Genomic DNA, 26808 nt, shown 5'->3' with positions numbered 1-26808 from the left:
AGGGAGTTCAGACATTGATACCAACAGCCATTAAGTGGCAAGTATGAGTGACTGGACTTCCTTTTTATTGAAAGGAATTGCATATTGTGGTTTTAATATTAGTCCGTCCAATGTAACCGTTGACAATCCATGATTATCACTTACGGGTGTAATGGGAAAGTGAGCAGATATTCCTAAACTCACAAAACGCATTTGACAATATCACTAATTAGTGATATATTAAAAGTATGAAAAAAAATAAAATCTCTTATGGAAAAGAAAATGATCTAAATCTAAAAGCATTTATAGGACTTAGCCGAACAACTCAGGCATTGCATAGAAGAGCGGGCACCATCTTTAACCAGGGTGGTCTTACATCAGCGCAATTTGCTGTGCTGGAGGCATTGTACCACAAAGGCGATTTAACAATTAACGAGATCATTGATAGTATTCTTTCTACCTCCGGCAATATGACGGTGGTAATTAATAACTTAGAAAAAGATGCCATGATAGAAAGACATCCAAATCCAAATGATAAAAGGTCCTATATTATTGCAATCACACAAAAAGGGAGAAACAAAATCGAAGAGATATTTCCCAGACATGTGGATGATTTGGCAGATAGTTTTACGGGACTTAAGGAAGAGGAAAAAGAAATGTTAGTGCATCTGTTGAAAAAAATAAACACAAGGAGTGAATCAAATGAGTAAAAAGATAAAGACAATTGAAAAAATAGGATTTCAATGGGGGATGGACAGTCCATTTCTGGCATGTATGCATCACCAGGATCAATTCCCGGCAGGGAATGAGGTACAGGGGCCTGCGGTTTCTTTAGCAGGTAGAAGAATGGGAAATGATTTCTCAGGAAAAGACGGTTTTAGTATGTATCATGGAGAAAAAATCCCTGGATTTCCAGTTCATCCACACCGTGGTTTTGAGACTGTTACCGTTGTACTGGAAGGAATTGTTGACCATTTTGATTCCAAGGGAGCGGAAGGTCGTTATGGAAATGGAGATGTCCAGTGGCTCACTACCGGGGAAGGATGCCAGCATGTAGAGATGTTCCCACTGGTTCATCAGGATAAGGAAAATCCTCTAGAATTATTTCAAATCTGGCTGAACTTACCGGCTAAGAGTAAATTCACAGATCCGGATTACAAGATGTTATGGGCAGAAGAGATTCCAGTGATAAAGCATACAAATGAAAAAGGAAAGACAGCAACCATCCGATTAATTGCTGGAAAATATGATGACAAAAAAAGTTTGAAGCCAACGAAAGATTCATGGGCAGCAAAGGAAGAAAATCATGTAGGAATCCAGCTTGTGGAGCTGGAGCCCGAGGCAGAGTTTCATATCGCTGCAGGTTCTAAGACCTTAAACCGTAACCTGTATTATTATGAAGGAAGCAGTTATATTACCATAGATGGTAATAATATTGATCCCTCCTCTCGAATCAAGCTATCCGGAGAAAATCAAATTACGGTGGTAAATGGAGATAAAACCAGTTTCGTTTTACTCTTAGAAGGGGAACCAATCAATGAGCCAGTTGCGCAATATGGACCATTTGTTATGAATACCGAAGAGGAAATACAAAAGGCATATGCGGATTATCAGAATACGCAGTTTGGTGGTTGGCCATGGCCCGATGATGAGCCAGTTCATGAAAGGGAAATGGGAAGATTTGCCCGTTATCCAGATGGAAGTGTGGTGAAGAAGTAATATATAGCAAATAGAATAAGCTTGGTAAACGCGGAAGCTCTGCAAAATAGTTGAATAGATAAAAGGAGCTACCGTGCTTTACCAGTTTTTTGAAGTAAATGACCATAAAGTTAATGCACAAAGAATTCAGAATCTATTTGTCAACAGGTTCAAACTTTCACGTGCTCATCTAAAATTTGTCTATTGACAAACAGAATCTGTGTTCATTAGTATGCTAATACTTCATGGCCCGATTCTGTTACCAATACTGTTTTTTCCCATTGTGCAGAGGGTTTTCCGTCAGCAGTGTATATGGTCCAATCATCACTTGGATCTGTAATTATATTGGCTTTTCCCATATTTATCATAGGCTCTATAGTAAAAACAAGTCCCGGAACCAAGAGCATTCCAGTCCTTTGCTTTGCTACATAGCCCACCCAAGGCTCTTCATGAAATTGCAGACCAATACCATGACCTCCTATTTCCTTTACAACAGAATACCCATTTTTTTTTGCATGATCATTAACTGCTTGCCCAATATCGCCGAGAAATCCCCACGGTTTTACCTGCAAAATACCCAGTTCCACACACTCTTTTGCAATATTAACCAATTTTTGATTATTAGCGGAAACAGAACCGATACAAAACATACGTGAAGAGTCAGAAAAAAAGCCTTTGTAAATTGTAGATAAATCAATATTGACGATGTCACCATTTCGCAGAAACACACGCTCAGAGGGAATACCATGACATACAACATCATTAATTGAGATACACGTGCTCTTAGGGTATCCTTCATAATGAAGGTCTGCTGGAATGCCACCAAGTTCTTTTGTCTTTTTGAAAATAAGCCTATCAAGTTCTTCCGTACTTACCCCATCAACAACATAATTTCCAATATAATCAAGTAATGCGATATTTATTTTTCCGCTTTCTCGAATTCCTTCAATCTGTTTTTTGGTTTTTAACAGTTTTTGATGAGGTACTTTGTATCCCTCAAAGCGATAAATTTCGATTTGTTCATCAATAGGGCAATGGCATTTTTTATATTTTTGACCGCTACCACACCAGCAGAGGTCGTTTCTTCCAAATTTATTAGACATTTTATCTCCTTGCGTTAACCAATTTGGAGAAAGCAATACATCTAGGGACTGAGTCCGCCAAGAGTAACAGCGTAAGTTTTCCGATATTGCCGTGGTGAACATTGAAATGCTTGAGAAAATGCTCTAGCGAACGCTTCTGATGAAGAGTATCCATAACGGAACGCAATATCAATAATTTTGTCATTGGTCGTGTAAAGGTCATATGTAGCAGCTTTTAATCTGCATTGAGCAAGAAATTGTTTATATGTCATACCCATATGTTCGTGAAACTTTGCAGAACAGTAAAAAGGTGAATAACCAACATAAGATGACATATTTTGCAGGCTTGGATTCTCAGTTATATTATTTTCGACCCACTTGGCCATTGACTCTATTGTTTGTACAGACATTTGCTTCACTCCTTTACCCAGTATATCAACCCTCGCAGATAATTACCTGATATAAGTTGCACATATAAAAAACAACGTGAAAATTAAATAAAAGCATTATACCATTCTTCCGTCTAAAAATGAACCAAAACCTTTGCACTGTCACAATTTCAGCAGCTTTTTTAATAATCCGAAGCGGTCTGTCCATGTCAAAAAATAAGCCCCAGAGTGTATCACAGGAGGATGCCCAAATTCCATAATTTTAGGAGTTTTTACCATATGGATATTTCCCATTTGGTAAAAACTCCTTTCTTATTACTTTGCAGTCAGAAGCGAATCTTCTTCTCCAACAAAGTAATCCCCTGATACAAGAAAGCAGAAACAATGCAGAGAATCACAATACTCATGACAACCAGGTCCATCTTAAACACCTGGCTTCCATATATAATCAAATATCCAAGTCCCTTATTTGCAGCCAGGAATTCTCCAATAATAACGCCTACCAGGCAAAGACCGATGTTAACCTTCATGTTGCTGATAATCAAAGGGATAGAGCCGGGAAGCAATACCTTTAATAACACATCCTTCTTTGTTCCTCCAAGAGAATAGATCAGCTTGATCTTATCCGGATCCGTTTGAGAAAAGCCGGTATGGAGGGTCATGATACAACCAAAGACAGCAACTGATATAGATGCAACAATAATGGTCTTAATGTTATTGCCAAGCCATACGATTAAGATGGGGGCAAGAGCAGATTTTGGAAGGCTGTTGAGCATAACAAGATAAGGTTCTAAAACCTCAGATATGCTCCGGCTGGACCAGAGAAGTATGGAAATCAAAAGTCCAAATACGACTACCAGGGCAAAGCTTATTAGGGTTTCCATTACTGTCACTCCGGTATGAACAAAAATGGAATTGTCTTTTACCATATCAAGAAAGCATATGGTTACGCGGGTAGGGGAGCTGAAAATAAAGTCATTAATAAATCCTAGTCTTGCGCATAGCTCCCAAAGAGATAAAAAGAGGACCAGCAGTAGCATTCGGATAACGCTCACATTACGGCGATGCGTCTTTTCTTTTTGTATGAATTCCTGCTGGGCTAATGAAGGATGAGTCTCAATCATGGTTCTGCAACTCCTTCCATACCTGATTGAAGTAGACGGAAAATTCCGGCATATTTCGTCTCATCAATGGCCCTAGATTTTCATCTCCAAAGGAAACCGGTACAATGGCTTTGAGCCTTCCCGGTCTGCTTGTCAGTATGATGACCCTGTCCGCTACGCTAATTGCCTCGGAAAGATCATGTGTAATTAATATTGCAGTTTTTTGAGTGCTTTTTATAATAGAACTAATGTCATCACAGACAGAGAGTCTGGTCTGATAGTCAAGTGCTGAAAACGGTTCGTCTAATAAAAGAAGGTCTGGTTCCAGGGCCAGAGTACGGACCAGCGCGGCACGTTGTCTCATGCCTCCAGACAATTCAGATGGTTTGGCCTGTTCAAAGCTACCAAGACCATAGGTATGAAGCATCTGATGCAGTTTTTCTTTGGAGCTGCCGTCAAGCTTTCTCTGGATTTCCAGGCCAAGCTCAGCATTTCCCATGATGGTCCGCCATTCAAAAAGGTGATCTCTTTGCAGCATATAGCCAATGTTAGATCTAGAATCGGATTGAGGAACACCGTCTATCAGGATTTCTCCCGTATCAGGAGTCAGCAATCCGCTGAGAAGAGATAAAAGGGTGGATTTCCCACAGCCGGAAGGTCCGACGATTGCAAGGAATTCCCCGTTGTCTGCCGTAAAAGATATATCAGAAAGGGCCAGCGTCTCACCCTCAAGGGAATGATAGGAGTAACTGACCCCGTGAACTTCCAGTTTAGGTTTCATGGGCCCTCCTTTTCGATGATTTGATCTAATCTGATATAGTTTTATAATATGTATGAAAAAAAGGAGTGTGAAGATATGTCTACTATTTTCCTCCTATTTGTCGAATACAAAAGATTCATGGGATTTTCCAGTAATAACCTTAGAAATAAGAAAAAGCCCTTGCAATAGCGAGGGAATAGTGCTATACTACTATGGATAACATGAATGTTTGACGGATAAAGAGTGGGCGCAAGTCCACTCTTTCCATTTGTTTGGAAAGGTGGGAGGAAGATGGCAAAAAGGGAAGATTATGAAGCAAAGACAGAGAGCTTTTTGATGCCACTTATGAAAGAATACAATTATGAACTGGTTGATGTGGAATATGTAAAAGAAGCAGGAAACTGGTATTTACGTGCGTATATAGATAAAGAAGGCGGAATTGCAGTAGATGACTGTGAGATCATTAGTCGCAAGTTGGGAGAATGGCTTGATGAGAATGATTTCATTACAGACAGCTACATTTTAGAAGTCAGCTCCCCGGGACTTGGAAGGCCGCTGAAAAAGGATAAAGACTTTGAACGAAGCATTGGAGCAGAAGTGGATATCCGTTTATATAAAGCGCTTAATAAACAAAAAGAATTCAATGGAACATTGCAGTCTTATAATAAAGAAACTGTGACAATAGCACTGGAAGATGGAACCGAGCTTATGATTAATCGTTCGGAAATTGCACTGATTCGGCTGGCATTTGATTTCTAAACAGTAAGAAACATTAGGAGGATAAATAAATGAATAAGGAACTGTTAGAAGCATTGAATATTCTGGAAAAAGAGAATAACATAAGCAAGGAAACCCTCTTAGAAGCGATTGAAAATTCTCTCTTGACAGCGTGCAAGAACCATTTTGGAAAAGCAGATAATGTTAAAGTCAGCATTAATCGTGATACTTGTGATTTTAATGTATTTGCAGAAAAAGAAGTGGTTGAAACAGTTGAAGATCCTCTGCTTCAGATCAGCCTCGCAGATGCGAAGATGGCAAATCCTAAATATGAGGTTGGAGATGTAATTCATTGTCAGATAGATTCAAAGAAGTTTGGAAGAATTGCAACTCAGAATGCCAAGAACGTGATCTTACAAAAAATCCGTGAAGAAGGAAGAAAGTCACTGTTTAACGACTGGACCTGCCAGGAACGAGAAGTTGTTACAGGGATTGTACAGAGATATTTGGGCAGAAACGTGAGCATTAATCTTGGTAAGGTAGACGCCATCTTAAACGAAACTGAGATGGTAAGAAGTGAAGTATTTAAAGCTACCGAAAGAATCAAGGTTCTTGTTCTGGAAGTAAAAGATACTCCAAAGGGTCCAAGAATTTCTGTTTCCAGAACACACCCAGACCTAGTAAAGCGATTGTTTGAATCTGAGGTTACGGAAGTAAAAGACGGAACCGTAGAGATCAAAGCCATTGCACGAGAGGCTGGTTCCAGAACGAAAATTGCAGTAAAATCTAATGAAGTTAATGTTGATCCGGTTGGCGCTTGCGTAGGCTTAAACGGTGCTAGAGTTAATTCTATCGTCAATGAATTAAGAGGCGAGAAGATTGATATCATTAGTTGGGATGACAATCCAGCATACTTAATTGAGAACGCACTAAGTCCTGCTAAGGTTATCTGTGTTGTGGCAGATGAAGAATCAAAAGAAGCCCAGGTAATTGTTCCAGATTATCAGCTATCTCTTGCCATAGGTAAGGAAGGGCAGAATGCGAGACTTGCAGCAAGACTGACTGGATATAAGATTGATATTAAGAGTGAAACACAGGCGAGAGAACTTGGTCTATTTGAAGAACTTGGTCTGGAATATCAGGATGCGAGTACATCCTTTGAAGATTTTAGAAATGAATACCAGGAAGGCGGCGATAAAGAAGTATCAGACTACCAGGAAGAGTATCAGAGCGGCTCCCCAGAAGATAGCCAGGACGGTAATAACCAGGAATAAAGAAAACAGGAAGTGATCGAAACTTGAGTACAAAAAAAATACCACTCAGACAGTGTATTGGCTGTGGTGAGATGAAAAGTAAAAAAGAGATGATTCGTGTGTTAAAGACCTCGGAGGATGATATTATTCTTGATGCAACCGGTCGTAAAAACGGCCGTGGTGCTTATCTCTGCGCATCTATGGAGTGTTTCCGTAAGGCAGTGAAGAATAAAGGACTGGAACGTTCCTTTAAGATGGCAATTCCAAAGGAAGTATACGAAGCAATGGAAAAGGAGATGGAGCAGATTGGATAACAAACAGAAGATCCTGAATCTGATTGGTCTAGCCACCAAAGCAGGAAAAATTGGCAGTGGTGAGTTTATGACAGAAAAATCTGTAAAATCAGGAAAAGCGTCATTAGTAATCGTTTCAGAAGAAGCCTCGGATAATACAAAAAAGATGTTTACCAACATGTGTACTTTCTATAAAGTTCCAATCTACTTCTTTGCAAGTAAAGATGAACTGGGCCACGCTATGGGCAAGGAGATGAGGGCGTCTCTTGTTATCATAGATAATGGGTTTGCTAAGGCAGTCGTGAAACTAATGAATACAATGGTCGGTAGTGAGTGTGAGAATGAGCCTTCACATCTACCCGCATGTGCTGTAGAGTGCGCACAGAATGGAGGAAAGCATGAGAGTATATGATCTGGCAAAGGAACTCGGCAAAGACAGCAGTAAGGAGATACTGGATATATTGGAAAAACACAATGTAAGTTTAAAAAGTTCATCAAATATTTCAGAAGAACAGGCATCAATTGTAAAAAAAGAAGTGGGCGGCCATAGCAAAACAAGCACCCAAGGACATACAGAGGCATCAGGTGGAGATGATCCGGATGCACCAAAGAAGAAAATAGCAGCAGTATTTCGTCCCCAGAATGCGCAGAATAAGCCACAGGGCCAGGGCACAAGTAATCAAAGACCAAGCCAGCCTGGTGCTCAAAGAGAGTATCCCGCAAGAAGTCAGCAAGTAGGCGAGCAGTCTACCACACCAACTACGGATGGGAACAAAGACAACGCTACTGGCTACCAAGGCAGCAGACCACAAGGTCAGGGCGGCTACCAGGGTAATAGACCACAGGGCCAGGGTGGTTACCAAGGAAATAGACCACAGGGCCAGGGCGGTTACCAGGGTAATAGACCACAGGGCCAGGGTGGTTACCAGGGTAATAGACCACAGGGCCAGGGTGGCTACCAAGGTAACAGACCAGAAGGTCAGGGTGGTTATCAAGGAAACAGACCACAGGGTCAGGGCGGCTATCAAGGAAACAGACCAGAAGGTAGCGGCTATCAAGGAAACAGACCGGCGGGTCAGGGCGGCTATCAGGGAAATAGACCAGAGGGTAGCGGCTATCAAGGAAACAGACCACAGGGTCAGGGCGGCTATCAAGGAAACAGACCACAGGGTCAAGGCGGCTATCAAGGAAACAGACCGGCGGGTCAGGGCGGCTATCAGGGTAATAGACCAGAGGGTAGCGGCTATCAAGGAAACAGACCACAGGGTCAGGGTGGTTACCAAGGAAACAGACCTCCAGGTCAGGGCGGCTATCAGGGTAACAGACCAGAAGGTAGCGGTTATCAAGGAAACAGACCAGCGGGTCAGGGTGGCTACCAAGGAAACAGACCAGCGGGTCAGGGTGGCTATCAAGGAAACAGACCAGCGGGTCAGGGCGGTTATCAGGGTAACAGACCACCGGGCCAGGGCGGTTATCAAGGAAACAGACCAGCGGGTCAGGGCGGCTATCAGGGAAACCGTGATGGAAGACCACAAGGACAGGGCGGCTATCAGGGAAATCGTGATGGAAGACCACAGGGACCAGGAGGTCGTACTGGTAGAGATGCTGGAACAAAGTCCTTTGATACTCCAATCCAGTCAAAGCCAACCAACAACCGTGCTGCTGTAAAGAATACCTATAAGAATGATAGATTCGATAAGAGAGATAAAGATGATGTTGCTAACAAGGGTCAGGCAAAAGGCGGTAAGGGCTTTAAAGGTGCCATTCAGCCACCGTCTCACAGAGAGGCTAAGGTTCAGGAAGTAAAGACTATTATACTTCCAGAAATCCTGACCATCAAAGAGCTTGCAGAAAAGATGAAACTTCAGCCATCAGCTATCGTAAAAAAACTGTTTTTACAGGGCAAAATCGTTACTTTAAATACAGATGTCGACTTTGAGCAGGCAGAAGAGATTGCTATGGAATACGAAGTGCTCTGCGAAAAAGAAATTAAGATTGATGTAATAGAAGAGTTGTTAAAAGAGGAAGAAGAAGATGCCACGACTATGGTAACCAGACCGCCAGTAGTATGCGTTATGGGCCATGTTGATCACGGTAAAACTTCACTTCTTGATGCAATCCGTCAGACGAGTGTAACCACCAGAGAAGCAGGCGGTATTACCCAGCATATCGGTGCTTATACAGTCGAAATCAACGGACAGAAGATCACATTTTTAGATACGCCAGGACATGAGGCCTTTACTGCTATGCGTATGAGAGGTGCCCAGTCTACAGATATTGCTATCCTTGTTGTTGCAGCAGACGACGGTGTAATGCCACAGACTGTTGAGGCGATTAACCATGCAAAGGCTGCAGGAGTAGAGATTATTGTTGCAATCAATAAAATTGATAAGCCAAGTGCAAATATCGACCGTACAAAACAGGAATTGTCCGAGCATGAACTGATTTCTGAAGATTGGGGCGGTAGCACAGTCTTTGTACCAGTATCTGCACATACCAAAGAAGGAATCAAAGAACTTCTAGAGATGATTCTTCTTACTTCTGAAGTGAAAGAATTAAAGGCGAATCCAAACCGCCATGCAAGAGGTCTTATTATTGAGGCAGAGCTTGACAAGGGTAAAGGTCCAGTTGCTACCGTATTGGTACAAAAGGGTACTTTACGTGTTGGCGATACCGTTGCAGCAGGTTCTTGTTATGGAAAAGTCCGCGCTATGATGGATGACAAAGGCCGCAGAGTGAAAGAGGCTGGCCCATCCACACCAGTAGAGATTTTAGGTCTTAACGACGTTCCAAATGCTGGAGAAGTTCTTGTTGGAACTGACACAGAGAAGGACGCAAGAAGCTTTGCTGATACATTTATTTCCGAAGGAAAGAATAAATTACTGGAAGATACAAAAGCTAAGTTATCATTAGATGGTTTATTCAGCCAGATCAAGGCAGGAAATATTAAAGAACTGCCAATCATTGTAAAGGCTGATGTTCAGGGATCTGTAGAAGCGGTAAAACAGAGTCTTTTGAAGTTGTCTAATGAAGAAGTTATGGTAAAGGTAATTCATGGAGGCGTTGGTGCCATCAATGAGTCCGATGTATCCTTGGCTTCCGCATCAAACGCTATTATCATTGGTTTTAATGTAAGACCTGATGTAACAGCAAAATCCATTGCGGACCGAGAAAAAGTAGATTTAAGACTTTACAAAATAATCTATCAGGCGATTGCAGATGTAGAAGCAGCCTTAAAGGGTATGCTTGATCCAATCTTTGAAGAGCAGATTACTGGTCATGCCATTGTCCGTCAGACCTTTAAAGCATCTGGTGTTGGTACCATTGCTGGTTCCTATATCCTGGATGGAAAATTCGTAAGAGGCTGCAGCGTACGTATCACAAGAGCTGGAGAGAAGATTTACGATGGACCATTAGCATCCTTAAAGAGATTTAAAGATGATGTAAAAGAAGTAGCAACTGGTTATGAATGTGGTCTTGTATTTGAGAAGTTTAATGATATCCAGGAAGATGATATGATTGAAGCATATGCCATGGTGGAGGTTCCCCGCTAGGAACCATTTCACCTGGATTTTAGAAAGATGAGCCCGTGATTGCGGGCTGGTCTTTTTGAATATGTGGATGAAAAGCGAAAGGAATAACATGCGTAAAAACAGTATAAAAAATACAAGAATCAATATGGAGGTCCAGAGGGAGTTAAGTGAAATCATCCGTCTGGGAATCAAAGATCCAAGGATTCATCCTATGACATCCGTAGTTTCTGTTGAGGTGACTCCTGACTTAAAATTCTGCAAGGCATATATCAGTATACTTGGAGATGAAGAAGCTGGAAAAGCGACGATTGAAGGCTTAAAGAGTGCAGAAGGCTATATCCGCAGAGAACTAGCAAGAAGAGTTAATCTTCGTAATACACCACAAATTAAGTTCATTTTAGATCAGTCCATTGAATACGGTGTCAATATGTCAAGACTGATTGATGAGGTTACAAAAGATATCAAAGATTAAGGAGGTGCACCTTTGAGTTACCTTGATACAATCCTTGAAAATGTAAAGAATGCGGCCATTATGGGCCATGTCCGTCCGGACGGGGACTGCGTAGGTTCCTGTCTGGCGGCATTTAACTACTTAAAAGAGAATTATCCTCAGGTGGAGGCGGTGGTATATCTTGAAAAACCGTCTGATAAATTTAATTATCTGAATCATTTTGATCATATTGTCAGTGATTTTTCCGAGGACAAAGAATATGACCTGTGTTTATGTCTTGACTGCAGCGATACCCTTCGTCTTGGAGAAGCAGTTAAATATCTGAATGCGGCAAAAAAAAGCATTTGTGTGGACCATCACATCACCAACATAGGATATGCAGGTGAGAACATTGTGGAAGGGCATGCAAGTTCCACTTGTGAAGTGCTTTATGGACTTCTTAATGAGAACAAAATCAGTAAGGAAGTGGCAGAATGTATTTATACTGGTATCATACATGATACGGGAGTGTTTAAGTACGACTCTACATCCAGAAAGACCATGGAAATAGCCGGAAAGCTGATGGAAAAAGGGATTAATTTTTCCAAAATCATCGATGATAGTTTTTACCGGAAAACATATATACAAAATCAGATACTAGGAAGAGCATTGCTAGAAAGTATCTCATTTCATGACAATCAATGTATTTTTAGTGTGATAAACAAAAAGGACATGGAGTTCTACGGCGTCTCAGGAAGTGACATGGATGGAATCATTGACCAACTTCGGATCACAGAAGGTGTGGAATGTGCCATTTTCATGTATGAAACTGGCTGTAGGGAATATAAAGTGAGCCTTCGTTCTACGGCTGAACTTGATGTGAGCAAGATCGCTTTTTACTTTGGCGGGGGCGGTCATAAAAAGGCGGCTGGCTGCACAATGGTAGGGAGCGTTCATGATGTGATTAACAATCTGTCCGATCAGATTGTAAAACAGCTTAATTAGGAGAAACGGACGATGGCAGACGGCATCATCAATGTGTATAAAGAAAAAGGATTTACCTCTCATGACGTCGTAGCGAAAATGAGGGGTATTTTAAAGCAGAAAAAAATAGGACATACCGGTACCTTAGACCCCATGGCAGAGGGAGTACTCCCAGTCTGCCTGGGTAAGGCAACAAAGCTTTGCGATTTGCTCACGGATAAGACCAAAACCTATGAAGCAGTTATGCTTCTGGGTAAGGAAACAGATACTCAGGATATGACAGGAACGATTCTGGCTGAATATCCGGTTCATGCAAAGGAAGATGAGGTTAGGGAGGCAGTCTTAAGCTTTCTTGGTCCTTATAATCAGATTCCGCCCATGTATTCTGCTCTCAAAATAGATGGAAAGAAGCTTTACGAGCTTGCCAGAGAAGGCATAGAAGTGGAGCGTAAAGCAAGACCAGTAGAAATTTTGGAGATACGGGTGGATCACATAGAGCTTCCTAGAGTCACAATGACCGTGACGTGCTCTAAGGGAACTTATATCCGTACCCTTTGCTATGATATAGGAAGAAAACTGGGCTGCGGAGGCTGCATGGATTCATTAGTCCGTACTCAGGTCTCAGGTTTTCTTTTAAAAGACAGTCTTACTCTGTCTCAAATTGAAGAACTAAGAGATGAAGGAACTTTGGGAGAACGAATCCTTGCAGTGGACAAGGTATTTAATGACTATCCCGCAATTGTCATGAAGCCGGAGTTTGATAAATTGGTTCATAATGGAAATCCATTTTTAAGAGATCAGGCCCAGGAAAGTTCTGCACCGGAGGAAGGTCCGCTCAGAGTTTATGACAGTGAGAATCAATTTATTGGAGTTTATGAGCCTGACAAAGAAAGAAACATTCTTAAACCCCAAAAGGTATTTCTGGGAGGAAATTAAAGATGGAGTATATAACCGGAACCAGGGAATTTCATATGGAAGAGCCTTCCGTAGTGACTCTTGGAAAGTTTGATGGACGTCACAGGGGCCACCAGAAGCTTCTATGGGAAATGGCAGAAGTAAAAAGGAAAAAAGGATATGGGATCGCTATCTTTACCTTTGATATGTCCCCTAGTGCCATAGACATGGAGAGCACTCAACGGGTCATTACCACGAATCTGGAGAGAAAAAACAATCTGGAGCGAATGGGCATTGATTATCTGGTAGAGTACCCTTTTACCAAAGAAACTGCCCACATGGAACCTGAGGAGTTTGTAAAGCAGATATTAATAGATCAGATGAATGCAAAAACCATTGTAGTAGGTACGGATTGTACCTTTGGCTATATGGGTGCAGGAAATGCGGACAGCTTATATCAGTGGAAAGACCGTTATGGATACGAATTGATTGTGGTTGAGAAAGAAAAAGATGATTTGCGTGATATCAGCAGTACTTACATCAGAGAGCTGTTGGATGCAGGTAATATGGAAAAGGCTAATGAGCTTTTAGGCGAACCTTACGCAGTCCATGGAACTGTGGTTCATGGCAATCATTTGGGAGGCCCTGTATTAGGGTTTCCAACTGCTAATATCGTTCCGGAACCGGAAAAACATCTACCGATATTTGGTGTTTATGTATCCAAGGTTTATATAGATGGCAAGTATTATGGAGGGATTACCAACATCGGAAAAAAGCCCACCGTGGAAGGCGTATCCCCCGTAGGAATAGAAACTTATATTTATGGTATGAATAAGGATATTTATGGAAAGACTATAGAAGTACAACTATTGCACTTCGTCCGCCCTGAACGGAAATTTGACGGATTGGAGCAGTTAAAAGTGCAGATAGAAAAGGACAGGGACTACGGTATGGAGTATTTAAAAACCCTGTCAGAGTAAGTAAATATCCTGTTGTGAAAGAAGGGCGCTAGTCTGCCTGGATTAAAATTTAAAACTTGCGAAGGAACGTGCATATGACTGACAAAGCATGGAAATTGCTGGGCTTTGCAATCGCATGCGGCAGTGCCGTATGGATCGCAGCAGCAGATGTGCAGGCCGCAGGAACCAAGACGACTGTGACTACCGGTACCCCGGTAGCTGGTATTGATGTCTATATGGACAAGTACCAGGAAAACACAAAGCAGAAGTCTGGAGAAGAGACGGCCGGTCTTACGCAGGATAAAATGAGAATTGGGACCTTTCGCACCATCTTTAGTAACCTAGGAGTGGCGATTGTAGAGGATTCCCTAAATATCAGAAAAGAACCAAAGAATGATGCGGAAGTAGTAGGGAAATTAAGAAGTCATTCCGGAGCCAGTGTGCTTTCGGAGGAGAATGGCTGGTACAAAATAAAATCGGGTCAAATAACCGGTTATGTGTGTGGACAGTATTTGGCAACTGGAAAAGAAGCCAGAGCCATCGCCTACTATGATATGAAGCTAATGCTTCGTGTAGACACCCAGACACTTCGTGTCCGCAGTCAACCAAATACAGATGCCCAGATTCTTGGAAGGATCCATGAGGGTGAAACCTATCGGTTCCTTTCCGGATCCAAAGGCTGGGCCCAAATAGAATACAAGGGTAAGCCTGCTTATGCTTATGTCCCAGAATTCGCCACCATAGCTTACACCATACCGGAAGCGGAAATAAACAGTGATGTACGCTCCCAGGTTGTAAATTATGCGGTCAATTTTGTTGGAAAGCCATACCGCTGGGGAGGTACCAATCCTAATACTGGTGCGGACTGTTCCGGTTTTGTCCAGTATGTTATGGAGCACGCAGCGGGAGTACAGCTTGACCGGACTTCAAGACAGCAGGCATCAGAGGGCGAGGCAGTTCCAGCTTCCAATATGGAGCCAGGAGACTTGTTGTTCTATTCCAGCGGCAGTCAGATCGACCATGTGGCCATGTATATCGGCGAGGGTCAAATTGTTCATGCAGCAAACCGAAGAAGTGGGATCAAAATATCCACGTGGAATTACAGAAATCCGGTTACCATACGCCGGGTAATTCCGTGACGAGACGTGGTAGAACTTATATTCCCCACATCCCAAATCAAAAGAACTGTAAACACAATGCTTATTTAACCAGCATTGAGGTTACAGTTCCTTTTTTTATGATATAATTCGGTACTTTAGCTTCTTAGTTACCGTTCACTTTCCATTCTATAATTCCTGTTGAGCTGCTTCCGTTTGAATCCATTATGATTGAAATACCATTTGTAGTGATAGGAGTAAAGGTCGTAGTATTATATTGATTGGTTTTTGTGCCCAGACCTTTGGCATTAGGTACATTCTGCCAAGCGGCTCCATCCCAGTACATAATACGGTAGGAAGAAGGCACATCAATGCCCTGACCATCCCTAAACCAATAAACGTCACAACTTGATATGGTATGATTCTCATTAAAAACGTATTGAACCCATTGTGAACCAGTTTCGGGCCAGTTACCATAAACAGCGCCGCTTCTATCGCTTGAGCTAGAAGGATCAATTCCATCATTTAGAGCATTGATACTTTCCCAATCGGATACAAAAGAAGTTGATGCAGTGGCTTGTCCGGCTATGTTCGTTACTTGAGGGTCTGGATTGGGATCTGGGTCTGGATTTTGATTAGAGGCTGATTGTTTAAATGTCATTTCATTTCCCAGATTGCCTATCTGAGATATCTCTAATCCAGAAACGGATTTATTCCACCATTTAGAATCTGGAGTTGTATTGCTGGTGAAGGAATCCTTATAACCTCCACGGAATAAATCTCCTCGATTTCCTCCGTTTCTATTTCTTTCAAGATCGTAATTGCCATCTGCTTGTTCAAGAGATACCAGATAGTGGCTGTTTGGTGTCATCTCATTCTTAGAATTATTTCCATTTTCATCAATATGCCAAATAGCCAGTCCGGCATCTGGTACGTCAGCGTATCTACCATTTTTTTGAATATTTTCAACTAGATAATATTCTTTGGATTGATTACCTGACCATTTATAGGAATAGGAATTACCATTCTTATCTGCGACTGCTTTAAACGTAGTTCCGGCATTGTATTCATTTAAATTCATAGGGAGGTTCCAACGGGATATAATATTTCTGCAATAGGGATCCGGTGGTGTTGGGTTTTTCTCATTGGCCACAGTGCTCATTAAGCTATAGGTACCGGTACCCTGAGAATCTCCATCGTAATCGTATAGATCTGGATATCCATAGATCATATGGCCACTTTCATGGCATATGGTATATAGTGATAAATCCCTTCCGATATTTGACATTTCATATTTCTGGATTTTAACACCATTGAAATTATCGGACTTTGGATACCAGGATTGATGAGGCCATAATCCTTTTGCCCACCCTGCATCAGGAGTTCCAGCATAAAGAATATTAACTGCTTTTAAGTATCCTTTGGAATCCGTTGTTAAAGATGAAAGGTTATTTCCGGAAGTCTTTAGCCATTGAAATGCTTCTTCTGCAAGCTCATCAGATTTTGCATAGGAACCTGTTTGCTCATAGATGTCATCGTAATAAGACTTAGGGTGTTTTGCGGTATAAAATCCTATTAAAGTATTGGTATATGTAACTCTTCCGCCAGACACATCATAATAATAATCTCTGACAGATCCATTATTATTAAAACCTCGATAACCAGTTTTGTTAAAGAAATCATTGATATCAGATTGAGAGATATCGCTTTTGGTACCTGGGAAATCAATTAAAATGGTCAGGCCTTTTACGTCACCGGAAGCTGCTAATTTGGAATCCAGTAAACCATTGCTGTTTCCGTCTTCAAAATTTGGAGTGTTTTTAAAGTCGGTTCCATGAAGTCTTTTTCTTACTTCTTCCGCCTTTTCTTTTACCGCATCATTCTTGATTTTTAAATGCTTTTCAAGACCGCCGCCGCCTCGTTGTGGTTCACTAGATCTTTGGCTATTATTTGTGTCGTAAGTGACTCCAGTAGATACATATTCTGTTTGATCTTCGTTTAATTTGGCATAACAGATCCAGCCGTTTTCATCACGAATCAGTGTATATCCGTCTGGACTTTCTATGTGTTGATAATATTCATCACCGGTAATCTCAACTTGAACCTTACTTCCATCTGGCTGAACTAACTCAAATGCTTTATTGGTATATGGTGCTGCGAAAGCTTGAGTGTTGGTAACTGTGAACATTGTTGCTACTGTCATTGCAGTAGCGAAAAATTGAATCGTTTTACGCATAATTAGTTCCTTTCGTCTTCATCTTTTGCTTTTTCTACCCCTTGTTGCATGTTACTCGATTGATGTATCAGTTGTTTATGATAATTAAAACATTGGTATCACCTCCTTGAATTTATTTACTACTTGAAGATAATATCGTATTTATATATTAATAGTTAACTAAAAACGTAAAACATTAAGAAAAATTCATAAAATGTTTATATTTGCAAAAAAAACGTTAAAATATATATTAATAGTTAGATAAATGCACCAACTTGTCGAATGTAATACATATGGTAGTTTTATAGTTTTTGCATGTAGATGTCATATTGTTTTGTCTAGAGGTTGTATTGCTTCTGTTCTGAAAAGGGGTATGCGGAAGTTTAGATAATGAGACACTTAAACGGCATATTTGCCTTATATAGCAGAGATATGAGAGGAGAGTGTTTCTTTTTTTTCTTATCTTTCTCCAGTTTATAGATCCGTGTTTTGGACTTGATTTCAAAGTGTATAAGAAGAATTCTTGTCCATTTTAATGATTGATGCTATAATTTCTATTACGAGATGCAATGGTGGGAGAAGAGGGTTGATATATGAAAATCCATGAGTTAAGAATTATTAAATTTCAAGAATAACTAACAAGAATATAGAACGAGGAAAAGATATGAATCTACGGATACATAAGAAAAAAAGAATTGGATATGCAATTGCTTTTTTAGTTTTGTTCATAATGGAAACACTAATAGCTCTATATGTGCATGATGACATAATCAGGCCTTATATTGGTGATATGCTAGTTGTTATCCTGATTTATAGTTTTATTAGTATTATAATACCTGTGGGTTATAAATGGCTGCCGCTCTATATATTTTTATTTGCGGCTGGAGTAGAATGTCTACAGTATTTCCATCTGGTACAGCGATTAGGACTACAGGAGCATACATTTTGGCGGATCGTAATTGGGTCCACCTTTGATTTAAAAGATATTATGTGTTATGGAGCAGGCTGCATTCTATTAAGCCTTTGTTCCTATTGTTGGGATATTTAGAGTACAGTGGAAATATAGATATAGAAGAAATAGGGCTGTTGCAAAATAAGTAAATCATCACTTTTTTGTAATAGCCCTTTTATTATTATAAATCACATGTATGATACCAATACATCCGAGTGGTGACAGCACCATGCAGTCTAAACTGACCTAATCCAGCTTCTATGAAAAGTCAAAGCTATATATGTGAATGATTTCATTCATCTATGAAAAACCAATTTCAGATATTTATTATTATATTATAATGTTAAAAAAAAAAATATGACATGACGTAGTCATATTTCAAATGATAATATGATTTATAAACAAAAGAAATACGAATTACCCAATAGGGTGTATAAGAGTATGTAATTCAATTAATAAGAGGAGATAATATGCTTACAGAAAAATTTTATGAAGTATTAAAAAATGAAGGAATCGTAACGATTGTAACATGGGGGGAAGGCGAACCACACATTGTAAATGAATGGAACTCTTATTTGGTAGTAACAGGAGATGAAAGAATTCTAATTCCAGCCGGGATCATGAGTTGAACAGAGAAAAATATAAATATAAATAATAAAGTGAAGATGGCATTAGGGAGTAAAAATGTATTAGGATATAATAATTATCAAGGAACCGGTTTTACTGTGGAAGGGACGGCAAGATTTTTTGACTCAGGAGCGGAATTTAATATGATGAAAGATAAATTTACATTTTTGACCAGGGTATTAGAAATAACAGTTACAGACATAAAACAAATGCTATAGGAATAAAAGGTTAGCCTGATTATATTTGGATCAATTAATTCTACTGAATAGTAACTTACAAATATAAGGAGAAAAGCATGAAAGATATAAGTTTTAGTGAGATAATGGAACGTTCGGCTCAAATAAGAAAAAAATATCATAAATTAGAAAAACAATACCATGGAAATGAGTGGACGGTAGAAGAAGATGCGCTTGCTTTTCTAACAGATGCTGGTCTGGTCGGACGTCTGGCAATGTCTCAGCAGGGACGTTGGCCCCATAGCGGAGAAACAGCGTCTGAACTGGAACATAAACTTGGCGAATGTATATGGTGGCTGATTGTATTGGCAAAGCGTATGGACATCGACATCTGTGATGCGCTACAAATATTTTTAACCAAAACAGAAAAACAGCTTGACGATTAAGTAATGTAGGAGAAAAGCACTTCTGTGGAGGCCGTAGCGTATGAGGATGCTATACTCGCTGAAATAGCCAAAGAGAACCAGTACTTTGAAAACGATCTTAGCCTTTCGGTATCGTTTATAAGATATAAGTCAACTTTCGGAATATAGACATAAAAAAGGCAGTCGATGGTTTTCATCCACTGCCTTTTTCTCCATTCAGTTCTTTTTCTTCCCAAGATAAGCCGCTTTCACTGACTCATCAGCCAGAAGCTCTTTCCCAGCTCCTGACAGAGTAATCCGTCCTGTTTCCATCACGTAGCCCATATCCGCCGTATGAAGCGCCATATTTGCATTCTGCTCGATTAACAGAACCGTCACACCCTTTTTGTTAATTTCCCGGATGATCGAGAACAAATCTTTCACGATAAGAGGAGCCAAGCCCAGGGAAGGTTCATCCATCATTAAGATTCTGGGGTGGCTCATCAAAGCCCTTGCAACTGCAAGCATCTGCTGTTCGCCACCGGAAAGAGTACCGGAAAGCTGCCAGCTTCGTTCCTTTAATCTTGGAAACAAGGTATAGACCCAATTGATATCATCTTCAAGGCTGTCGTTTCTTAAGTACGCCCCGATTTTAATGTTTTCAAGAACTGTCATATCTGGAAAGACATGACGGCCTTCCGGTACCAGAGCGATACCCTTTGATACGATCTGAGTGGTGTCAAGTCCGATAAGTTCTTCCCCGTCTAGGGTAATGCTGCTTCCGGCAGAAGGCTTTACCAGTCCTACGATGGAGCGGAGGGTGGTGCTCTTTCCTGCTCCATTGGCACCAATCAGGGTTACAATGGTTTTATCCGGCACTTCAAAGGAAACACCTTTAACAGCTTCAATTCCGCCGTAGTTCACTTTTAAATTCTCAATCTTCAGCATCGTCACTCACCCCCAGATATGCTTCAATTACCCGTTCGTTGTTCTGGATTTCTTCTGGTGTACCTTGAGCAATTAGTTTGCCAAAATCCAGTACATAAATACGGTCTGAGATCTGCATGACCAGATCCATATGGTGTTCAATCATAAATACAGTCAAATGATAGGTATCCCGAATCTGCTTGATGAAATCGGTAAGCTCCTGAGTTTCCTGAGGATTCATTCCCGCAGCAGGCTCATCAAGTAAGAGTAATTTAGGCTCTGTGGCTAGCGCTCTGGCTATTTCCAGACGTCTTTGTAAGCCGTAAGGGAGGGAAGCAGCAATCTCATCCTTAAGATGAAGAAGGTTTTGCTCTTCCAAAAGAGCCATAGCCTCTGATCGCATGCGTTCTTCCTCTTTGTGATTGAAACGGAGAGTGGCAGAAAGTACATTCTGCTTCGCACGCATATGTTTTGCGATGAGAACATTGTCAAAAACCGTAAGCTGTCCGAAAAGGCGAATGTTCTGGAAGGTTCTGGCGACACCCTTTTGAGTGATCTTATCCGGTGTATTACGGATCACTGGAATCGGTCTAGGCGTTACTTCTCCCAGATACGTTTTCTCTGCTTTTCCCTTTGGTGTATTGGAGAGAATGGTTTCTCCCATAAAATCCACCTTGCCAAAAGTAGGCTCATAGATACCGGTAACACAGTTAAAGGCAGTTGTCTTTCCAGCACCATTGGGGCCGATAAGCGCAACGATTTCTCCCTCATTTACATCAAGGCTTAAGCCGTTGACAGCTACCACACCACCAAATTGCATGGTAACGTCCTCCATATGGAGCACATTGATTGGAGTTTTTGCTTCTGCTGACATTATGCATTATCTCCCTTCTGTGTTTTGCTTTTTCTCTTCAGTTTATTTGGAATGCTGCGGATCAGCCTTCCAAGGCCCTCCCATGAGAACTCATTGCTTCCCATGATTCCACGGCGGTAGAAGAGTACCACTGCCATAAGAAGAATGGAGAAAATGACCATACGAAAACCGGAACGGAACAGGGGAATATCGATTCCTCCAATGGTAAGTGGATTATCAAAGAAACGAAGCCATTCTCTGCCAGCAGTAACCAAAAAGGCACCGATTACGCTTCCTGTAACACTTCCAATGCCTCCAAGGACTACGATGAGCAGTATGTCATAGGTTAAGTTGATGGAAAAGGTCTTTGAGTCAATGGAGCGCATGTAGATGGCAAGGAGACCACCGCCTACCCCTGTAAAGAAAGAGGAAATTACAAAAGCTAGCTCCTTGTAACGGAATAAGTTAAGTCCCATAGCCTGGGCAGCCACTTCATCCTCGCGAAGCGCTTTAAATGCACGGCCGTAAGAGGAATTGATCAAAAGCACCATAAGAAGAATACATAAGCCACATAATCCAAAAGCTACAAATAGGTTTGGAAAAGCTGGGATATTTTTCAGTCCGTAGGACCCGTTGGTAATTTTATTTAACTGAGGTGCAGAGATAACGGCACGTATAATTTCTGAAAAGCCCAGAGTAGCGATAGCCAGGTAATCACTTTTTAAGCGAAGGACTGGAATTCCAATGATAGCTGCAATGGCCGCAGAAAAAAGTCCTGCTAAAATAAGGGCAAGCCAGAAGGGACATTGTAGATTTGCGATAGCCGGAGCGATACCATCTACATAATAAACGCTTGCTCTAGTATCTGCGGGAATTGTAAGAATGGCCACAGTATAAGCACCAATTGCCATAAATCCAGCCTGACCCAAAGAAAACAGTCCGGTAAATCCGGTGAGCAGGTTCATGGAAACAGCAACCACTGCATAGATGGCACTTCGTTCCAAAATTGAAATCTGATAGCTGTACTGAGCGCTGTTAGCCTGTAACATACCAAGAATACCGATGACAAACAAAAGGGCAATCAAGGAATAGAGTTTGTTTTTGGATATTGCTTTCTTCTTCATAAGAGGCACCTCACACTTTATCGGTTGTCTTCTCGCCGAACAAACCAGTAGGTTTAATCAGGAGAATGGCAATTAGCAGAACAAAGGTAAATGCATCACTAAAGGTGGAATACCCGGTTGCAACCAGGGCAGTCTCACCAAGTCCCAGAATGAACCCGCCGATTACAGCACCAGGAATGCTGCCAATTCCGCCAAATACTGCGGCTACGAAGCACTTTAGGCCAGGCAAAGAGCCGGAAAATGGGAACACGGTCATACGATCTGTAAAATAAAGGACGGATCCGACTGCAGCCAAAAGAGATCCAATGGCAAAGGTAAAGGTGATGATTCGGTTGATCTTGATTCCCATTAGGGATGCAGTGTCGTAATCTTTTGAGACGGCACGCATTGCCATACCGATCTTTGTTTTATTGATCAGCACCATAAGGGCGTATACAATGATAAGAGTCAAAACCGGTGTGAGAAAGGTAACGAAAGAAGCAGAAAGACCACCGATCTGGTAGATTTTCTTTAAGACTGGAAGTTCTGGATATCCCTTTGGAAGTGCCGTGAAAAGATAGGTAGCTAGATTTTGCAACAGATAAGAAACACCGATGGCAGAAATCATAACTGACATTCTTGGGGCACTGCGGAGAGGTCGGTATGCAATCCGTTCGATGGAGACTCCCAATACAACTGTGATAAATAGCACCAAAGGTATGGAGATGAACCATGGAAAACTAGCCATTGCAAATATCATGAAATATCCAGCCATCATAAAAATATCGCCATGGGCGAAGTTGATGAGGCGAAGGATTCCGTAAACCAGCGTATAGCCAATGGCTATGAGAGCATATGCACCGCCTAAGGAAATACCGGTAAGGCACTGCTGAAAAAAGGTTGAAAGACTCATGTGGCGAAATGCCTCCTATCTGAGAAGTATGTAGTAAAGTACCTGTTACAAATGGAACGAGTGGGGAAGGAAATACGTCCCCACTCATTTTGTGATGTTAGTATCATTGCAATGTATGCTGTTATTTTACGGAAGTTGTTGTTAAAAATTTGAATTTGCCATTTTCTACGGTTTTGATAAATGCCATATCCTTTTTTGCATCTCCGTTTTCATCAAAGGAGATATTTCCGGTAACGCCTTCAATGGATACTCCCTTTAAGGCATCTTTGATTTTCTCACCATCAGCAGAGCCGGCAGTTTCAATTGCCTTACATGCACTTAAGTAAGCATCATAACCAAGAGCTGATACGGCTGGTATGATTTCATCCTGCTTCTGTTCCTTTAAGTAGGTTTTGAAACCAGAGATAAAGGAGGCAGCCTCATCGTTAGCAGGTTTCGCTTCATCAAAGAAAGTGGATAGAACGATGCCATCAGCAGAAGCTCCAGCATTTTCGATGACAGTTGAATTCTCCCAAGTATCTCCAGCAGCAATAATAGCAGTGATTCCAAGCTCACGAGCCTGCTTAATGATCAGTGGAGCAGAGGTGATAGAGGATGGTGCAAAAATGATGTCTGGGTTTTGCGCCTTGATATTTGTAAGGATTGCTTTAAAGTCTGTCTGGTTGGTCTGGAACTGTTCTTCACTTACAACGGTTCCGCCAAGCTTTGTAAAGGAGGTCTTAAAGAATGAACCAAGCCCGGAAGAGTAGTCATCACCAAGCTGTGTGACGATGGCTGCTTTCTTTGCACCGTTATCATTTGCATAGTTTGCCATAACGGTTCCCTGAAAAGGATCCAGGAAGCATACACGGAAGTAATATTCATTTCCCTGAGTTACCTGAGGATTGGTACAGGAAGCACCAATGGCAGGAATCTTGGCATCTGCGAAAATCTGTCCAGCAGCGATAGAAACACCAGAACCGTAGCTTCCGATGACTGCAGATACTTTCTGGCTTACAAGCTTCTGTGCTGCATTGACAGCTTCTGTCTTATCGGATTTATTATCTACTTCAACTAATTCAACTTTATATTCCTCTCCACCGATCTTTACGGTTGGGTGAACTTGGTTGGCATATCGTACGCCTAATACTTCCTGGAAGCCGCCGCCGCCGTTTTCTCCAGTGGTTGGCTCAAAAACACCAATTCTAATGACCTTTTCACCGTTGTTTGAAGATCCTGAGGAACCTGAGTTGCTGCAACCGGCAATGAGAGTTGCGCTTAAGCAAGCAGCAAGAGTAAGAGCGAAAACCTTTTTTAATTTCATAATACATATCCTCCTTTAAGTGTATCCCCTGTGAATACAACTGTCTTCCCTGTAGACACACGTTGCATTATATTATAACAGAAGATGAGAAAAGTGCAAGAAAAAATCAAAAGAAAATAAGAATTTAAAGTAAATTCCTTTTTTCACAATAAAATGGAGCTCAGTTCTCCTAGAGAGAATCTGAACTCCATCGTTCGTGGGGTAATATTTATTTATTTTCAACCGCCGCCCGGATAAATTCGCGGAACAGAGGATGTGGTCTATTTGGTCTTGATTTAAATTCTGGGTGAGCCTGGGTGGCTACGAACCATGGATGAGCTGGAATTTCTACCATCTCCACAATTCTTCCATCAGGAGAGATACCAGAAAGCTTCATACCAGCATTGCTTAAATCTTCTCGATAATCATTGTTCACTTCATAGCGGTGTCTGTGACGCTCGTGAATCAGCTCTTCTCCATATACCTGATATGATTTGGAAGACTTGTCCAGGACACAAGGATAAGAACCAAGACGGAGTGTTCCGCCGATGTCCTCAACATCATTTTGATCTGGCATTAAGCTAATGACAGGATGAGTGGTATCCATATCAAGCTCTGCAGTATGTGCATCAGAAAATCCAATTACATTACGGGCAAATTCCACGATGGCCATCTGCATGCCAAGGCAAATACCAAGGAAAGGAATGTTATGTTCACGGGCATATTGAATGGAAGAAATTTTACCTTCGATTCCGCGGCTTCCAAAGCCACCTGGAACAAGAATTCCATTGACATCACTGAAATATTCTTCTGCATTCTCGTTCGTAACGAGTTCAGAATCCACCCATTTAATGGTAACATCTGCACGGTTATAAACGCCACCGTGTTTTAAGCTTTCCACAACGGAAATATATGCGTCATGAAGCTGAATGTATTTGCCAACTAAAGCAATGGTCACTTCCTTTTCTGGATGTTTCCAATTATCAATCATAGCAGTCCATTCCGTAAGATCGGGAGTAGGACAAGGAAGCTTTAAGCTTTCGCATGCGACCTGAGCCAGATTTTCTTCTTCCATAACAAGGGGAAGTTCATATAATACCTCAACATCAAGGTTTGGGATTACGTGAGTCTTGGGAACATTACAGAATTGTGCGATTTTGCTTCGAATTCCATCATCAAGGGGCAGCTCGGAACGGCATACGATGATGTCGGGCTGGATACCCATTCCCTGTAAATCTTTTACACTGGCCTGGGTCGGTTTGGTTTTAAGTTCTTCGGAAACTTTCAGATATGGAACCAGGGTCACGTGAATTAGAATCGCGTTTTCGTGGCCTACTTCATGTTGGAATTGGCGAATTGCCTCTAAAAAAGGTTGGCTTTCAATGTCGCCTACCGTTCCACCGACTTCTATGATAGCAATGTCTGTTTCCGTGGAATTGTGGTTTTGATGAAAGCGACTCTTTATTTCGTCGGTAATATGAGGGATTACCTGTACGGTGCCTCCCCCGAAGTCTCCGCGGCGTTCGCGGGTCAATACGGTCCAATAAACTTTTCCAGTTGTAACATTGGAATTCTTAGTTAGATTTTCATCGATAAAACGTTCATAGTGACCAAGATCTAGGTCTGTTTCAACTCCATCTTCTGTGACGAAAACTTCTCCATGCTGAACGGGGTTCATGGTACCAGGATCGATATTAATATAAGGATCAAATTTTTGCATGGTGACATTATAGCCTCGAGCTTTTAATAGTCGTCCAAGCGATGCTGCGGTAATACCTTTGCCAAGTCCGGACACAACTCCTCCGGTGACAAATACGTATTTCACTGACATAACAGTGTAACCTCCTTCTGTGGTGTTGGTATGGGGATGTTTTCAAAAAAAGAATTATACATCTAATCGAAGGAAAAATCCAGCTTTTTTGAAAAAAACTAATATTGTAAAGTGATGGTAATTTTAATGTTTACGTTAACCGAAAAATAATGCGGATATCATGATAAATGATACAAAAAAAGAAAAATGAGCGAAAGTTATAGTGCATATTGGATTGAAAAACAAAAGAATGTATGATAATATTGTATATGTTACACAGTGTAAGCGCTTACACAAGAATATCTAGAACATCACTCGAGCAAACGTCTGAAATGTCCGGACAGTTTTACAATATCGGGGTTTATTTTTTGTGCT

25 protein-coding genes and 1 pseudogene are annotated in these 26808 nt (G+C 41.2%); 15 read left to right on the top strand and 11 right to left on the bottom strand.

What is annotated here, in order from left to right:
• Positions 1-227: 227 nt before the first annotated feature.
• Both BET01_RS16775 and BET01_RS16770 read left to right on the top strand, forming a co-directional pair.
• On the top strand, positions 228-689 hold the full coding sequence (locus BET01_RS16775; RefSeq protein WP_120198014.1) for a MarR family winged helix-turn-helix transcriptional regulator: 462 nt from the start codon (positions 228-230) through the stop codon (positions 687-689).
• Positions 682-1698: a pirin family protein gene (locus tag BET01_RS16770; RefSeq protein ID WP_120198013.1), complete on the top strand. Its 1017-nt coding sequence runs from the start codon at positions 682-684 to the stop codon at positions 1696-1698. The genes BET01_RS16775 and BET01_RS16770 overlap by 8 nt, the downstream gene beginning before the upstream one ends.
• A gap of 206 nt (positions 1699-1904) precedes the next feature.
• Here BET01_RS16770 and BET01_RS16765 read toward each other — a convergent pair whose 3' ends face one another.
• The 4 genes from BET01_RS16765 to BET01_RS16750 all read right to left on the bottom strand — a co-directional run bounded on the left by BET01_RS16765 (position 1905) and on the right by BET01_RS16750 (position 5032).
• Positions 1905-2780, bottom strand: coding sequence for a methionyl aminopeptidase (locus BET01_RS16765; RefSeq protein WP_120198012.1), 876 nt, complete (start codon positions 2778-2780; stop codon positions 1905-1907).
• A gap of 41 nt (positions 2781-2821) precedes the next feature.
• A complete protein-coding gene (locus tag BET01_RS16760; RefSeq protein ID WP_120198011.1) occupies positions 2822-3169 on the bottom strand; it encodes a helix-turn-helix transcriptional regulator in 348 nt (115 codons plus the stop codon).
• 305 nt (positions 3170-3474) lie between these two features.
• Entirely contained in the window at positions 3475-4272 is a 798-nt protein-coding gene (locus BET01_RS16755; protein WP_120198010.1) for an ABC transporter permease, read from the bottom strand.
• The gene (locus tag BET01_RS16750) at positions 4265-5032 is read right to left on the bottom strand and encodes an ABC transporter ATP-binding protein (RefSeq protein WP_120198009.1); all 768 of its coding nucleotides are present in this window, start codon (positions 5030-5032) and stop codon (positions 4265-4267) included. The genes BET01_RS16755 and BET01_RS16750 overlap by 8 nt, the downstream gene beginning before the upstream one ends.
• 270 nt (positions 5033-5302) lie before the next feature.
• Here BET01_RS16750 and rimP point away from each other — a divergent pair, with 270 nt between their 5' ends.
• The 10 genes and pseudogenes from rimP (at position 5303) to BET01_RS16700 (ending at position 15213) form a co-directional block, all read left to right on the top strand.
• The gene (gene rimP / locus BET01_RS16745; RefSeq protein ID WP_120198008.1) at positions 5303-5770 is read left to right on the top strand and encodes a ribosome maturation factor RimP; all 468 of its coding nucleotides are present in this window, start codon (positions 5303-5305) and stop codon (positions 5768-5770) included.
• Positions 5771-5799: 29 nt separating this feature from the next.
• Positions 5800-7002: a transcription termination factor NusA gene (gene nusA / locus BET01_RS16740; protein ID WP_120198007.1), complete on the top strand. Its 1203-nt coding sequence runs from the start codon at positions 5800-5802 to the stop codon at positions 7000-7002.
• Between the two features lie 23 nt (positions 7003-7025).
• Complete coding sequence (gene rnpM, locus BET01_RS16735; RefSeq protein WP_120198006.1) at positions 7026-7295, top strand: RNase P modulator RnpM; 270 nt, start codon at positions 7026-7028, stop codon at positions 7293-7295.
• Positions 7288-7620, top strand: a pseudogene (locus tag BET01_RS16730) (L7Ae/L30e/S12e/Gadd45 family ribosomal protein); the annotation flags it as partial. The gene rnpM and the pseudogene BET01_RS16730, both read left to right, overlap by 8 nt.
• Positions 7621-7672: 52 nt before the next feature.
• Positions 7673-10828, top strand: a complete 3156-nt coding sequence (infB, locus tag BET01_RS16725) for a translation initiation factor IF-2 (RefSeq protein ID WP_120198004.1) — start codon at positions 7673-7675, stop codon at positions 10826-10828.
• A gap of 88 nt (positions 10829-10916) precedes the next feature.
• Entirely contained in the window at positions 10917-11279 is a 363-nt protein-coding gene (gene rbfA / locus BET01_RS16720) for a 30S ribosome-binding factor RbfA (RefSeq protein ID WP_120198003.1), read from the top strand.
• A gap of 12 nt (positions 11280-11291) precedes the next feature.
• Positions 11292-12242 carry a DHH family phosphoesterase gene (locus BET01_RS16715; RefSeq protein WP_120198002.1) on the top strand — a complete coding sequence of 317 codons (951 nt, stop codon included), beginning with the start codon at positions 11292-11294 and terminating at the stop codon, positions 12240-12242.
• A gap of 12 nt (positions 12243-12254) precedes the next feature.
• A complete protein-coding gene (gene truB, locus BET01_RS16710) occupies positions 12255-13157 on the top strand; it encodes a tRNA pseudouridine(55) synthase TruB (RefSeq protein WP_120198001.1) in 903 nt (300 codons plus the stop codon).
• A 2-nt stretch (positions 13158-13159) separates the two neighbouring features.
• The gene (locus tag BET01_RS16705; protein WP_120198000.1) at positions 13160-14095 is read left to right on the top strand and encodes a bifunctional riboflavin kinase/FAD synthetase; all 936 of its coding nucleotides are present in this window, start codon (positions 13160-13162) and stop codon (positions 14093-14095) included.
• A gap of 74 nt (positions 14096-14169) precedes the next feature.
• On the top strand, positions 14170-15213 hold the full coding sequence (locus BET01_RS16700; RefSeq protein ID WP_120197999.1) for a C40 family peptidase: 1044 nt from the start codon (positions 14170-14172) through the stop codon (positions 15211-15213).
• Between the two features lie 124 nt (positions 15214-15337).
• Here BET01_RS16700 and BET01_RS16695 read toward each other — a convergent pair whose 3' ends face one another.
• On the bottom strand, positions 15338-17407 hold the full coding sequence (locus BET01_RS16695) for a M6 family metalloprotease domain-containing protein (RefSeq protein WP_120197998.1): 2070 nt from the start codon (positions 17405-17407) through the stop codon (positions 15338-15340).
• A 643-nt stretch (positions 17408-18050) separates the two neighbouring features.
• Here BET01_RS16695 and BET01_RS16690 point away from each other — a divergent pair.
• From BET01_RS16690 to BET01_RS16680, 3 genes are all read left to right on the top strand, one after another.
• Positions 18051-18434, top strand: a complete 384-nt coding sequence (locus BET01_RS16690) for a ribosomal maturation YjgA family protein (RefSeq protein WP_120197997.1) — start codon at positions 18051-18053, stop codon at positions 18432-18434.
• A gap of 374 nt (positions 18435-18808) precedes the next feature.
• The gene (locus BET01_RS22360; RefSeq protein ID WP_330513059.1) at positions 18809-18967 is read left to right on the top strand and encodes a hypothetical protein; all 159 of its coding nucleotides are present in this window, start codon (positions 18809-18811) and stop codon (positions 18965-18967) included.
• A gap of 293 nt (positions 18968-19260) precedes the next feature.
• On the top strand, positions 19261-19587 hold the full coding sequence (locus BET01_RS16680) for a nucleoside triphosphate pyrophosphohydrolase family protein (protein ID WP_120197996.1): 327 nt from the start codon (positions 19261-19263) through the stop codon (positions 19585-19587).
• A 195-nt stretch (positions 19588-19782) separates the two neighbouring features.
• Here BET01_RS16680 and BET01_RS16675 read toward each other — a convergent pair whose 3' ends face one another.
• The 6 genes from BET01_RS16675 to BET01_RS16650 all read right to left on the bottom strand — a co-directional run bounded on the left by BET01_RS16675 (position 19783) and on the right by BET01_RS16650 (position 26454).
• The gene (locus tag BET01_RS16675) at positions 19783-20493 is read right to left on the bottom strand and encodes an ABC transporter ATP-binding protein (RefSeq protein ID WP_120197995.1); all 711 of its coding nucleotides are present in this window, start codon (positions 20491-20493) and stop codon (positions 19783-19785) included.
• Positions 20480-21346 carry an ABC transporter ATP-binding protein gene (locus BET01_RS16670; protein ID WP_120197994.1) on the bottom strand — a complete coding sequence of 289 codons (867 nt, stop codon included), beginning with the start codon at positions 21344-21346 and terminating at the stop codon, positions 20480-20482. Before BET01_RS16670 ends, BET01_RS16675 begins: the two co-directional genes overlap by 14 nt.
• Complete coding sequence (locus BET01_RS16665) at positions 21346-22449, bottom strand: branched-chain amino acid ABC transporter permease (protein ID WP_120197993.1); 1104 nt, start codon at positions 22447-22449, stop codon at positions 21346-21348. Before BET01_RS16665 ends, BET01_RS16670 begins: the two co-directional genes overlap by 1 nt.
• A gap of 10 nt (positions 22450-22459) precedes the next feature.
• Positions 22460-23341, bottom strand: a complete 882-nt coding sequence (locus BET01_RS16660; RefSeq protein WP_120197992.1) for a branched-chain amino acid ABC transporter permease — start codon at positions 23339-23341, stop codon at positions 22460-22462.
• 121 nt (positions 23342-23462) lie between these two features.
• Positions 23463-24644 (bottom strand): ABC transporter substrate-binding protein, encoded by a 1182-nt coding sequence (locus tag BET01_RS16655; protein ID WP_120197991.1) that lies wholly within the window; start codon positions 24642-24644, stop codon positions 23463-23465.
• Between the two features lie 208 nt (positions 24645-24852).
• A complete protein-coding gene (locus tag BET01_RS16650; protein WP_120197990.1) occupies positions 24853-26454 on the bottom strand; it encodes a CTP synthase in 1602 nt (533 codons plus the stop codon).
• Positions 26455-26808: the final 354 nt, after the last annotated feature.

The organism is Lacrimispora algidixylanolytica, assembly GCF_003609635.1.
GTDB classification, from domain to species: Bacteria; Bacillota; Clostridia; order Lachnospirales; family Lachnospiraceae; genus Lacrimispora; species Lacrimispora algidixylanolytica.
This window is presented reverse-complemented; position numbering and strand designations above follow the sequence as displayed.